The sequence below is a fragment of the Vibrio sp. RC586 genome, from assembly GCF_000176715.1.
In the GTDB taxonomy this organism is placed as follows: Bacteria; Pseudomonadota; Gammaproteobacteria; order Enterobacterales; family Vibrionaceae; genus Vibrio.
On the sequence record NZ_ADBD01000004.1, the window covers coordinates 131,252 to 143,948 of the forward strand.

The 12,697-nt window shown below is 50.3% G+C and carries 10 protein-coding genes; 7 read left to right on the forward strand and 3 right to left on the reverse strand.

Annotation, left to right across the window (positions count from 1 at the left end):
- Positions 1-104: 104 nt before the first annotated feature.
- The 3 genes from mrcB to VOA_RS15995 all read right to left on the reverse strand — a co-directional run bounded on the left by mrcB (position 105) and on the right by VOA_RS15995 (position 6,320).
- Positions 105-2,438, reverse strand: a complete 2,334-nt coding sequence (gene mrcB, locus VOA_RS16005) for a penicillin-binding protein 1B (protein WP_032468138.1) — start codon at positions 2,436-2,438, stop codon at positions 105-107.
- Complete coding sequence (gene hrpB / locus VOA_RS16000; protein ID WP_000074752.1) at positions 2,435-4,897, reverse strand: ATP-dependent helicase HrpB; 2,463 nt, start codon at positions 4,895-4,897, stop codon at positions 2,435-2,437. Before hrpB ends, mrcB begins: the two co-directional genes overlap by 4 nt.
- Before the next feature lie 97 nt (positions 4,898-4,994).
- Positions 4,995-6,320 carry an alpha/beta hydrolase gene (locus tag VOA_RS15995; RefSeq protein WP_032468143.1) on the reverse strand — a complete coding sequence of 442 codons (1,326 nt, stop codon included), beginning with the start codon at positions 6,318-6,320 and terminating at the stop codon, positions 4,995-4,997.
- Positions 6,321-6,716: 396 nt separating this feature from the next.
- Between VOA_RS15995 and sfsA the strand changes: the two genes are divergently transcribed.
- From sfsA to panC, 7 genes are all read left to right on the forward strand, one after another.
- A complete protein-coding gene (gene sfsA / locus VOA_RS15990; RefSeq protein ID WP_000545813.1) occupies positions 6,717-7,451 on the forward strand; it encodes a DNA/RNA nuclease SfsA in 735 nt (244 codons plus the stop codon).
- A gap of 125 nt (positions 7,452-7,576) precedes the next feature.
- Positions 7,577-8,023, forward strand: a complete 447-nt coding sequence (gene dksA / locus VOA_RS15985; RefSeq protein WP_000140369.1) for an RNA polymerase-binding protein DksA — start codon at positions 7,577-7,579, stop codon at positions 8,021-8,023.
- A gap of 92 nt (positions 8,024-8,115) precedes the next feature.
- A complete protein-coding gene (gene gluQRS / locus VOA_RS15980; RefSeq protein ID WP_000120359.1) occupies positions 8,116-9,006 on the forward strand; it encodes a tRNA glutamyl-Q(34) synthetase GluQRS in 891 nt (296 codons plus the stop codon).
- A gap of 90 nt (positions 9,007-9,096) precedes the next feature.
- Complete coding sequence (pcnB, locus tag VOA_RS15975; protein WP_001062041.1) at positions 9,097-10,470, forward strand: polynucleotide adenylyltransferase PcnB; 1,374 nt, start codon at positions 9,097-9,099, stop codon at positions 10,468-10,470.
- Complete coding sequence (gene folK / locus VOA_RS15970; protein WP_000978987.1) at positions 10,467-10,970, forward strand: 2-amino-4-hydroxy-6-hydroxymethyldihydropteridine diphosphokinase; 504 nt, start codon at positions 10,467-10,469, stop codon at positions 10,968-10,970. Before pcnB ends, folK begins: the two co-directional genes overlap by 4 nt.
- A gap of 2 nt (positions 10,971-10,972) precedes the next feature.
- Positions 10,973-11,767, forward strand: a complete 795-nt coding sequence (gene panB, locus VOA_RS15965) for a 3-methyl-2-oxobutanoate hydroxymethyltransferase (protein ID WP_000724410.1) — start codon at positions 10,973-10,975, stop codon at positions 11,765-11,767.
- A 10-nt stretch (positions 11,768-11,777) separates the two neighbouring features.
- Entirely contained in the window at positions 11,778-12,659 is an 882-nt protein-coding gene (gene panC / locus VOA_RS15960; protein ID WP_001195743.1) for a pantoate--beta-alanine ligase, read from the forward strand.
- The last annotated feature ends 38 nt before the right edge of the window (positions 12,660-12,697 follow it).

Genomic DNA, 12,697 nt, shown 5'->3' on the forward strand with positions numbered 1-12,697 from the left:
TATAAACGCCTACATTCGGCCTCACAACTTGAAGTTTTCGCTATTCATTACCCAATGTTCCCGTTGTGTAACATTGGGTTTACCGCTCTTCAAGTCAAAAATATCTACCATAGAAAGAGCTTTTTAAGCCATTCCGTCGGGCGATTATCACACTGCTGTTTTAACTGCTGCTGATTATCCCAGATTGGCAGTTTAAAAGCGTTATCACAGTCGAGCGTTAATCCACCTTGAGCTTGTTTCGCAAATCCGAAAGTGGTGACCCCCTCCGGCCACGGCAACTGTAATCGCTCAGGAATTCGGTATTTCAAATACTGAGCATATACGCGCAACGCACCACTTGCTCCTGTGAGCTTGGTCGGTTGGTTATCATCACGGCCAAGCCAAATCGTGGTCACTTCTCGGCCATCCACCCCTACAAACCAACTGTCTCGGTTATCGTTGGTAGTACCGGTTTTTCCCGCCAACGCAGCACTGCTGAATTGTGCATTCAAGTAACGTCCGGTGCCTTCTTGTACACCTTGTTTCATGGCATAAGTGGTTAGCCATGCTGCTTGTTGATCGACCGCTTGCGACACTTTGGGTAGGGATTCATACAGCACATTGCCTTCCAAATCGAGCACAGAACGTAGCGCTGACAGCGGGGCTTTTTTGCCGGAATTGGTCAGCGTTTGGTACATCTGCGCCACTTGATATGGTGTGAGTGAGAATGAACCAAGCAACATCGATGGTACAGGGCGAATTTCGTCACGATTCACTCCGAGCTTACCCAAGGTGGCAGAGACTTGATCAATCCCAAGCTTCATCCCCAAAGAGACGGTCGGCACATTGAGCGATTGAGCGAGCGCCAAATAAAGTGGCACCTCACCACGGTATTTTCGATCGTAGTTTCTCGGTGTCCACTCTGTACCTTCACTGCCTTTTAAAGTGATCGGTTTATCTTCCAGTGTCGTGGCCAAATTGTATTGTTCGGAATGAGTTAGCGCCGTGAGATAGACTGCTGGCTTGACCAGAGATCCGATTTGTCGGCTGGCATTAAGCACGCGGTTAAAACCATCGTAACCCGTGCGCTTACCACCAACCATGGCGCGTATTTCCCCACTGTGACGATCCACCGCAATCGCCGCAGCTTCGAGATCTTTGCCTGCGGTTTTCGCTAGTTGCGGGATCTGATCGTGGATCGCTTGCTCCAGTTTGGACTGCGAAACCGGATCGAGCGAAGTAAACACTCGCAACCCAGAGTCTGCTTTGAATTTGTCACCCAGTTTTTCTTTTAGCTCAATCGAGACTTGTTGGAAATAAGCAGGCTGACGACCGGCAATTTGTGCAGTTTTCTGCACATCTAACGGACGAGTCACCGCCTGTTGGTACTCTTGTGCGGTCAGAATATCGTGCTCCATCATCAACTTAAGCACCAGATCGCGTCGCTCACGAGCGCGATCGGCAAAACGCATCGGGTTGTAATAAGAAGGTCCTTTAACCATGCCGACCAACAATGCCAATTGATCAATCCGTAGCTCTTGCAGCGGCTGACCAAAATAGAGCCGTGAAGCCAGACCAAAACCGTGGATCGCATCCGCCCCACTTTGACCTAAGTAAACTTCATTGAGATAGGCTTCAAGAATGCGATCTTTGCTGTAGCGATAATCTATGATCAGTGCCATATACGCTTCGCGTAACTTACGCCACAAGGTGCGATCGCTAGAAAGGAAAATATTCTTGGCAAGCTGCTGAGTTAAGGTACTTCCCCCTTGAACGGTGCGCCCCGCTTTAAGGTTAACCACCATAGCACGGCCAATCGCCATCGGAGATACGCCATCATGCTGGTAAAAGTCACGATCTTCGGTCACCAATAGCGCATCCACTAGCACTTCAGGGAACTGTTCACGGCGTAAGAAAAGTCGCTGCTCCGGTGAGTCTTTTTCCAACATCCCCATCAACTTCGGCTCTAACCGCAGATAGCCTAGCTCACGTTTTTGCTCTAATGATTCGATTTTGTTCAAACCACTGCCATCAAAAGTAAGCATGACGCGACGATCCGGCTCTGGGCCATCGGCGAACTCAAACGGACGGCGGATTAACTCAATCCGCGTTGAAGAAGAAGAGTATTCGCCGGGAAAACGGGGTTGTGCCACTTTGCGGTAATTGAGGACATCGAGTTCATTACGCAGCTCCTGCAAACTCAGACCGTTGCCCGGCTCAAGCGTCAAAATGCGCGCATACACCACGGTTGGCAAATCAAACAACTGCCCTTCAAAGCGCTGCTTGATCATCGAATCGAGATAGATACCAATAAAAACCAACACGGCTGCTAGCGCCAGTGCCATTTTCCAACTGATGCCCCAAATCCTCCCAAGCCAAACTCGCAGCTTGGAGGAAGAGCTACTTTTACCACTACGCGCTTTGCGGGTGCGCGGCTTGTTACTACTTTTTCTTGTCATGCGTTAAATTGTCGTTTGGTTTTACTGGTTGCCACATGATTGGCAGGATCATCCGGCCACACATGTTTCGGGTAGCGGCCTTTCATCTCTTTTTGCACTTTTTTGTACGCGCCCGCCCAGAAACTGGCGAGATCGCGTGTAACTTGCAACGGGCGCTGCGCGGGGGAAAGCAGCTCCATCACCACGGCGCGCGTTCCTTTAGCAACACGCGGTGAGGTTTGCTCACCAAACACTTCTTGCATGCGCACAGAAAGTGTCGGCTCCATCCCCGGCTGATAACGGATTTTTTTATGATTCCCCGTTGGCAGCAAATGATGGGTTGGCAGCCACTCGTCAAGCTGCTGACTGAGATCCCAGCCAAGATAATGTTTGAGCGCTTGAAGAACAGAGACATTCTGCAAACCTTTCACCGAGGTTACGCCGGCCAAATACGGCTCTAACCACAGTTCGAGGTGCGCAAGTAGCGCTTCATCATCCAGATCTGGCCATGCCTCTTCCGGCAGCCATTCGGCGGCGCAGCGCGCGCGGGCTAGCCACTCGCTCACCTCTTCGCTCCACTGTAACACTGTTAAGCCTTTGCGCCGTACAAAGCTCAGCAAAGCTTGTGTCATTTTTTGTTTATCGGGTTCAGGCAGCTTTTCACGGCGGAGCACCAGTTGATCGATTCGCCACTGCGCTTCCGCGCTCAGGCGGCCGGCTTTTTCATCCCAATCCACTTGTTCAACACGAGAAATCAGCGCTGGCAATAGGCGCTCAAGCACGTGGATATCAAGCTCAAGCGCGCTGAAAATTTGACTGGCTTGGGTTTGGCCGCGCATTAAATCCAAGGCGACCAGATAATCGGCGGCGGACAAACGTTCTTCCACCGCTAACCAAGCGCCGTGACCATTCGCCAGTAAAAATTGCCCTGTTTGTTGGCCACGCTGCTGCGCAACCCGATCTGGAAATGCTAAACACGCCACTAAAGGAAGCCATGCTGACTCAACCGAGGAGAGTGAAAACGCCGTATCGAGTTTGCGCGCCAAGCTGTGCGCACGCTGCATTAGCAGTTTTTGTTTTGGATGACAACCTTGCTGCCAACGATGCAAGCTATGTTGTACATCAATCACTTGCCGTTCTGGCTCTTCAAGTAACACCGCCAGAGCTAAAGCGCTTTGCAAGGCAGACTCTCCTAAGCGATCGGCGCGCAGCAGCATCGCCGCAATCCGCGGCTCAACGCCCAGTGAGTGCGCCTCTTTACCCGCCGCAGTGAGTTGCCCACGCGCATCCAAAAGACCAAGACGCTGCAACAGTTGCTGCGCCTGCACAAACGCACTGCTCGGTGGCAAATTCAACCAAGCCAAATCGCTCGGCTGCGCGCCCCATTGCGCCAATTCTAATGCCAGTGGCGCTAAGTCCGTATGTAGCATTTCGGGATCCGGCACCCAAGGTTGCTGCTTGAGCTGCGCTTCGCTGTATAAACGCACGCAAATCCCCGGCTCTAAACGTCCGGCACGCCCTGCCCGCTGTTCAGCTGAAGACTGCGCAATCCGCACTTGTTCAAGGCGGGTAATGCCAGTTTTGAGATCAAAGCGCGCACTGCGTTCAAGTCCACTATCTAGCACTATGCGGATACCTTCGATGGTCAGCGAGGTTTCAGCAATATTGGTGGCCAAGACCACTTTGCGCCGCCCCGCCGCCGCGGGAGCAATCGCACGTTGCTGCGCGGCGAATTCCATCTGTCCATACAACGGGCAGATTTCAACCTCGTTGGCCAAATCGCTCATCTGTTCGGTTAACTGGTTGATGCTGGCGGCACCGGGCAAAAAGGCCAGCAATGAGCCCGTTTCGTGCTGCAGAAGATGACGAATTTGTCGCTTCATCGCCGCCACCAAAGGCTCATCAGGGCGCAGAGGCTGATAGCGAATCTCTATCGGGAAACCACGCCCTTGTGATTCGACATAGCTCGCTTGCGGCAGTAAGTTTTGCAAAGCTTGCTGATCGAGTGTGGCCGACATCACCACGATTTTTAAATCATCGCGCAGCGCAGACTGCACTTCGAGCGCCAACGCTAAGGCAGTATCGGCGTGAATGCTGCGTTCATGAAACTCATCGAAAATCAGCACATCCACCCCATCCAGCTCAGGATCGTTTTGCAGCATGCGCGTCATAATGCCTTCAGTCACAATCTCCAACTGAGTTGCACGGCTAACTCGGTTTTCACCACGTACCCGATACCCTACGCGCTGCCCAACCTCCTCCCCCAGTTGCTGCGCCAAATAGCGGGCAATGTTACGAGCAGCCAAACGCCGTGGCTCCAGCATAATGATTTTGCCGTTGAAAAATCCCGCTTGCAGCAATTGCAACGGAAAGTAGGTGGACTTGCCGGCGCCGGGGGCGGCTTTGAGAATAAGTTGCGGAGATTGAGTGAGACCGAACAACAGCTTCGGCATCACCTCAATAATGGGCAGTGGTGACAAGGGCAGTTCCTACAACATGAAATGGCTGCGCCATTGTACATAAACTCAGTAAGTGCCCAAAGTGCATTCCTATCAAGAGGCTCGGCAGACAACAAACTTACTGTGGTGTTAAGTCTGCTGGTTGAGCAGCCAAAGGAGCCTCAAGAGTGGGTTCAGAAATCGCTGGTACAGCACTCTCGCTCTCTTGGAGTTCAAGCCCTGCTGGCATCGTACTTGGCAAATGAGCATTCTCAACATCAATTGGCGTATTTTCCGCGCTGGCAGGTTCATTCCCAAGATGGGTAGACGCAACAATTGGACTCTCCGTTGACGCAGACGCTAGTGATACCGTGGCCAGTACAGGCTTGGGCTTCATCCAAGCATTCAAAGCCAATGCCTGATCATTGGTTAAAATGCCGTTATGGCCAGCAATGACACCATCAGACACCGCGAGTACCCACACCGCCTGACGGTTGGCATCTTCACAACTTTGTACGGTTTTGCGGGCATGCAACCTGGCGCGAATTTTCCAACCCGCACCTTCCAATACCTGCATGCAGCCTGGTTTCGCATCGTGCTCAAGCAGCCACTGAGGGATCTTGACTGCTTTATTACAATCACGCCCCGAGCACGGATCCACATCATGAGTGATCGCCCATGAATTACCCACGGCGCGCTCGCCATCTTTGATCCAGTTAAAGGCCTCACGCACCGCAAAATCGGTTTTGGACTGCAACACCAACATTGATGGACCAAAACCTTCTGGACTCAGCCACTTATCCAGTGGCTGATACTCTTTGGCGGAAGCGGCAGGATTGAGCAGCACCGTTAAATGGTTTTCACCGCGACCGGCGGCCAGATTATCCAAAATCGCCTGTTTGCGAGCGTGTAGCGCAACCACGCCACCGAGGCTGTGCCCGACTAAAATATAGCGCCCCAGCGTTCCCTGACGGTGCAGATCATCTAATGAGCCTAGCAACTTTCTCACCCCATGCTCACCCACTCTTCGTGCCACCTGCTTGCTGGTTAATATGGTCGGAAAATCCAACGCTTCAACCTGACTTTCAGGATCATCAGAACCATCTAGCCATAAGGGATCATATTGATCACCACGCCAACCAATGTACAGCCCGATGAGGCCCGGTTTGCTCTTGGCCATTTCGCGATGAAAACGTTGAAAAGCGACAAAATTATCGTCAGTGGGTGCGGCATTATGATGCCAGCCATGGATGAAAATCAGCAATTCTGCCCCTGGGTTTTTGGCTAGCCTAGCCTTCAACTTTTCGTATTGCTCAGGCAGATGCATGTCACCATCATCATTAAATTCAATGACATGGAAATCAGACCGACTCAACTCAGGCGTGACTTGATGATAGGGTACATCGGGAATGCGGGTAGACCAAATTGACAACGCGAGGACAGCCAATAATACAACCTTAAATATGGCTATATTTTTCAAAAACTTACGCAAGTAATCTTACCAAAAAAAGATACCCATGCTCGGGCGGGTGGCTATTATATGTTCAACTTCAATGCTTCACCAGAGGCCAAATGATGCACTTTCTCACCTGCCGCTAACCTATCGTTCGCATAAGCATTTAACACCATGAAACAATAGAATTTAGTGCTCAATTCGCTTAATTATTATATCCAAACGACTTGGCGTTGCCGATGGTCGGCAAGTGAGTTCATCCCCATGAACATAGGCGATTAGGTAAGTGGGGTGAATGAACAAGCCAATACCGCCAAAGCTAAAATAGACAGGGAATAGCGATTGTTACAAAAGCAACGCGGGTATGCTTAAATGGCCTTGCAATTTGGTATGAATAAGAAGAGAGAAATGCACTTTTCCCCACCCCTGCAAAAAGGCACCTTACTCAAGCGTTACAAACGCTTTTTGGCCGATGTGATGCTGGAAGATGGTTCGGTGATCACCATGCATTGCGCGAACACAGGAGCGATGACTGGCTGTGCCAAGCCAGGCAGTACGGTGTGGTTTTCTACATCGGATAATCCCAAACGTAAATACGCCCACAGCTGGGAGCTGACGCAGACTCAAGCAGGCCACTGGATTTGCGTGAATACCGCGCGAGCCAACGCATTGGTGGTCGAAGCAATTTTGGCTGGAGAGATCCCCCAACTGCAGGGTTATGACGCACTCAGCACGGAAGTGAAGTACGGCCATGAAAATAGCCGTATCGATATCTTGCTAAAGTCAGATTCTCAACCAAACTGCTTTATAGAAGTAAAAAGCGTCACTCTTTTGGATGAGATTCAAGGCGATAAAGGACAAGGTTACTTCCCTGATGCAGTCACGACTCGCGGGCAAAAACATCTCCGTGAGCTGGCAGAAATGGCCAAAGATGGAAGCAGGTCGGTACTTTTGTTTGCCGTTTTACATTCGGGGATTGAAAAAGTCTCTCCCGCTCTCCATATAGACGCGAACTATTCACAGTTACTAAAAGCGGCACAGGAAGTCGGCGTGGAAGTGTTGTGCTACAAAGCTTCACTTTCCGAAGAGGGTATCCAACTAGTATCTGAAGTCAAATTTGCCCATCAAGTGACAAAAAATTGATGGTGTCTTCACATTGACGATAACTTTACGTTGGATTGTTTGCCTCCCCCACTTCTTTTTGCTATAGATACCCGCCTTAAATTTAACTGCTCTCGCAGTTGACTAGGGGTTAGTAGGAGATCTGTATGACAGAGTCTAAAAAGAAAACACTAGGCATCCTAGCCAGTGCAGGTGTTGAGCCATACCAAGAGAAGCCAGGTGAAGAGTATATGTCGCCTGCGCAAATCACACATTTTACAAAAATTTTGGAAGCATGGCGCAACCAACTGAGAGAAGAAGTGGACCGTACCGTTCACCATATGCAGGATGAAGCGGCCAACTTCCCAGACCCTGTTGACCGTGCTTCTCAAGAAGAAGAGTTCAGCTTGGAACTGCGTAACCGTGATCGCGAACGTCGCCTGATCAAGAAAATCGAAAAGACTCTCGACAAAATTAAAGAAGAGGATTTCGGTTTCTGTGATTCATGTGGTGTCGAAATCGGCATTCGCCGACTAGAAGCGCGTCCAACCGCTGATCTGTGTATCGATTGCAAAACACTCGCTGAAATCAAAGAAAAGCAGATGCTTGGCTAAGATAAAGCAGTAAAGAAAAGGGAGCACACGCTCCCTTTTCTTGTTTATTTGCATTTTTTCCAAACGACTTGGAGTTACAGGTAAATCGCCCTATGAGCTATATTGGTCGCTTCGCCCCCTCTCCTTCTGGCCCGTTGCATTTTGGTTCATTGATTGCGGCCTTAGGCAGCTATTTCCAAGCCAAAGCCAATCAAGGTAAGTGGCTAGTACGCATTGAAGATCTTGACCCGCCGCGAGAAATGCCCGGAGCAGCAGCCCATATTCTACGTACATTAGAAACCTATGGCCTGCTCTGGGATGACTCAGTGGTTTACCAAAGCCAGCGTCACGCCTTGTACCAGAACCAAATCAATGAATGGCTCGCCACAGGACAAGCCTATTACTGCCAGTGCACCCGAAAAGAAATCAAAGCCATGGGCGGGTTTTATAACGGCCACTGCAAAAGCCATCCGCCTGCTCAGCATCAAGACTGCTCGATTCGGCTGCGTATGGATAACCCGGTACAAGATTTCATTGATTTGAAACACGGCTCAATCACCATACCGAAAGCCTTAGCAGAAGAGGATTTCATCATCAAACGTCGTGATGGCCTGTTTGCGTATAACCTCGCGGTAGTACTTGATGATATTGACCAAGGTGTTACCCAAGTGGTGCGTGGTGCGGATCTGATTGAACCCACAGGGCGGCAAATCAGCCTATATCACACTTTAAAACAAAAGCCGGTCAGCTACTTACATTTGCCTTTGGCGATGGATGGTAACGGGAATAAACTCTCAAAACAGAACCACGCTCCAGCGATTGAGTCATCCTATCCTCGGCAGACGATTTCGCATGCCATGCAGTTTCTCGGCTTTGTATTACCTGCGGATTTTTCCGATGCAAATACTGAGCAAATGCTGGCTTGGGGATGCCAACATTGGCAGGTGAACCAACTGCCGGAAGCGATCGAGATCACACCAAGATTCTCAAATGGTCCTGCTTAAGCTATTATTAGCGCCAAATTCCGTCCGTTTGAGCGTCAAATTAAGCAGCGTAGCGCTTAGAGCGGCAACAGCAATCATTGTCAGAAGCACATGAATAATAACGATTTTGAACCGAGCAACACTCGCACATATCCAGACTTAGCTTTGACTATTATTCCGCGTCAGGAACACCCTATCTCGCGTCAGCAGATCAGCGAAAATGCGCTGAAAGTGCTCTATCGCTTGCATGGCGCAGGGTTTGAAGCCTTCCTCGTTGGTGGTGGTGTGCGTGACTTACTCCTTGGTGGCAAGCCAAAAGACTTTGATGTGGCCACCAACGCCACGCCAGAGCAGCTGCGCCAACTGTTTCGTAACTGTCGTCTGATTGGTCGCCGTTTTCGTCTCGCGCACATTATGTTTGGGCGCGATATCGTTGAAGTCGCCACTTTCCGTGGCCATCATCAAGAAACAAGCCAAAGCCAAAATATTGCTGCGCAATCGGAAGCCGGCATGCTACTGCGCGACAACGTGTACGGCACGATTGATGAAGATGCCGAGCGCCGCGACTTCACCATCAATGCGATGTATTACAACATTGCGGACTACAGCATTCACGACTATGCCGGCGGCATGGAAGATCTTGAAGATCGCTTAGTGCGTCTGATTGGCGATCCGGAAACACGCTATCGCGAGGATCCGGTGCGTATGCTGCGTGCGGTGCGTTTTGCGGTCAAACTCGATTTTGATATTGAGGAAGACACGGCCGAGCCGATTGAACACCTTGCTCCTCTGCTGCGTGATATTCCCGCCGCTCGTCTGTATGAAGAGTCGCTCAAAATGCTGCAAGCAGGTCATGGTTTAGAAACCTACCACTTGATGCGCGAATACAATCTGTTCCAGCAGCTTTTCCCAACCATCGCGGAACATTTCACCTCCGATCACAGCTCACAAACCGAGCAGATGTTGGATTTGGTGCTGGATGCAACCGATATTCGTATCGAAGAAGATCTGCGTATCAACCCGGCCTTTATGTTTGCCGCCATGCTGTGGTATCCGATGATCAAGCTCGCCGACCAACTGATGGAGTCACTCAGCCTCCACGAATTTGATGCGATGACAGAAGCCAGTAACCGCATCTTAGATGAAGTAGTCAAACGCATCGCGATCCCGCGTCGCCACACCACGACCATTCGTGATATTTGGCAGTTACAGCAACGCTTACCACGTCGCAGTGGCAAACGTGCCTTCCGTTTGTTGGAACTGAGCAAGTTCCGTGCAGGCTTTGATTTCCTCGAAATGCGTGGCGAAATTGAAGGCGGAGAAACCAAGCAATTGGCTGAATGGTGGGCCACTTTCCAAAACGCGGGGCGCAATATGCGTCAGGCGATGGTCGGTGACATGGGGAACGCAACTGGCACAGGTAAACCTAGCTCACGCCGTCGTAAACCATCACGTAATAAGCATAAGAGTAAATCGAGCGAATGATGCTTGCCTACATTGCGATTGGCAGTAACTTGGGCGACTCTGTCGCTCAAGCCCAACAAGCCATACAACAGCTTACTCAATTACCGAAGTCGCGCCTTATCGCGGCTTCATCGCTCTATAGCAGCACACCAATGGGACCGCAAAATCAGCCGGATTACATTAATGCGGTCGCGGCCATTGAAACCGAATTAACGCCACTGGAACTGCTCGATTGCACACAACGCATTGAACTGGAACAGGGGCGTGTCCGTAAAGACGAACGATGGGGACCGAGAACACTCGATCTCGATATTGTGCTTTACGGCAATGAGGTGATAGAGACCGAGCGCCTGACCATTCCGCACTATGGAATGAAAGTACGTGAATTCGTACTGTATCCGCTCGCGGAAATCGCACCAAATTTAACTCTCCCTGACGGGACTGAAATCCAAGCGCTATTGCAACAAGTACCGCTCAATGGGCTCAGCATTTGGCATTCGCCAACGTCGAGTAAGGACTAACAATGAAAAAAATTACCATAAACGACCTGATGAAATGGAAGCAGGAAGGTCGCAAATTTGCTACATCAACCGCTTATGATGCGAGTTTTGCTCAGTTATTTGAGAGCCAAGAAATGCCGGTCCTGTTGGTCGGTGATTCACTTGGCATGGTGTTACAAGGAGAAGCCGACACCCTACCCGTGACGGTGGATGAGATTGCCTACCACACCCGTTGTGTACGTAAGGGCAGCCCAAATTGTTTGCTCATGGCGGATATGCCTTTCATGAGCTATGCCACACCAGAACAAGCGTGTGAAAACGCTGCCAAACTGGTTCGCGCCGGTGCGAACATGGTGAAAATTGAAGGTGGCGATTGGTTAGTCGACACCGTAAAAATGTTGACTGAACGTGCAGTGCCAGTGTGTGCTCACCTCGGTTTAACGCCTCAATCCGTCAATATTTTTGGTGGCTACAAAGTACAAGGCCGCGAGCAAGATAAAGCGGATCGCATGGTACGTGATGCGTTGGCGCTGCAAGAAGCGGGCGCACAAATTGTCCTGCTGGAATGCGTTCCTGCCGAATTGGCAAACCGCATCACTCAACTTCTTGATGTCCCTGTGATTGGTATTGGTGCTGGCAACGGTACAGATGGTCAAATTCTCGTCATGCACGATATGTTTGGAATTTCGGCGAACTACATGCCAAAATTCTCGAAAAACTTCTTGGCTGAGACGGGCGACATTCGCCAAGCCGTTGCCAAGTATATCGAAGATGTCGAGAGTGGCGCTTTCCCAGATCTCGCTCATACCATTGCCTAAGGAGTCATTCATGCAAGTTTTTGCTGACATTGCCGTTCTTCGCGAGCAAATCAAACAGATCAAGCGTGAGGGCCGCCGAGTCGCTTTTGTGCCGACCATGGGTAATTTACATGAAGGCCATTTAACTCTGGTTCGTAAAGCTCGTGAACTTGCCGATGTGGTAGTCGTGAGTATTTTCGTCAACCCGATGCAATTTGACCGCGCGGAAGATTTGAAAAACTACCCACGCACCCTAGAAGACGATTTGAGTAAACTCAATGGTGAAGGGGTTGATCTCGTATTAACGCCGACCCCGGAAACCATGTACCCACAAGGTTTGGATAAACAAACCTTTGTTGAAGTACCGGGACTGTCCTTCATGCTGGAAGGCGCTTCTCGTCCAGGTCATTTCCGTGGTGTAGCAACGATCGTCACTAAGCTATTTAACATTGTGCAGCCTGATGTGGCGTGCTTTGGCGAAAAAGATTACCAACAATTGGCGGTGATCCGTCAAATGGTGGAAGATCTGTGCATGGATATCGAAATTGTCGGTGTTGCGACGGTTCGTGAATTGGACGGTTTGGCTATGAGCTCGCGCAACAATTTACTGACGCTAAATGAGCGCCAACGCGCTCCAGTATTGGCTCGTACCATGCGTTGGATTAACAGTGCGATCCGTGGTGGTCGCGATGATTATCCATCGATCATTGAAGACGCGGTTGATCAGCTGCGCGCAGCCGATCTGGAGCCAGATGAAATCTTCATCCGTGATGCTCGTACTCTACTGCCTATCAGCGGCGACAGTAAGCAAGCGGTGATCCTAATGTCGGCTTTCTTAGGAAAAGTGCGCTTGATTGATAACCAAGTTCTCGATCTGCAAACCGACACCAAAGCCAGCAGCGAAGAAGAATAATCCTCTTGCCTCTGGATCAAGAAAGGTCAACCTCGGTT

Coding starts and splice junctions, on each gene's coding strand:
- mrcB (WP_032468138.1), bottom strand. CDS start 2,438: ATGACAAGAAAAAGTAGTAACAAGCCGCGCACCCGCAAAGCGCGTAGT.
- sfsA (WP_000545813.1), top strand. CDS start 6,717: ATGCACTTTTCCCCACCCCTGCAAAAAGGCACCTTACTCAAGCGTTAC.
- dksA (WP_000140369.1), top strand. CDS start 7,577: ATGACAGAGTCTAAAAAGAAAACACTAGGCATCCTAGCCAGTGCAGGT.
- gluQRS (WP_000120359.1), top strand. CDS start 8,116: ATGAGCTATATTGGTCGCTTCGCCCCCTCTCCTTCTGGCCCGTTGCAT.
- pcnB (WP_001062041.1), top strand. CDS start 9,097: ATGAATAATAACGATTTTGAACCGAGCAACACTCGCACATATCCAGAC.
- folK (WP_000978987.1), top strand. CDS start 10,467: ATGATGCTTGCCTACATTGCGATTGGCAGTAACTTGGGCGACTCTGTC.
- panB (WP_000724410.1), top strand. CDS start 10,973: ATGAAAAAAATTACCATAAACGACCTGATGAAATGGAAGCAGGAAGGT.
- panC (WP_001195743.1), top strand. CDS start 11,778: ATGCAAGTTTTTGCTGACATTGCCGTTCTTCGCGAGCAAATCAAACAG.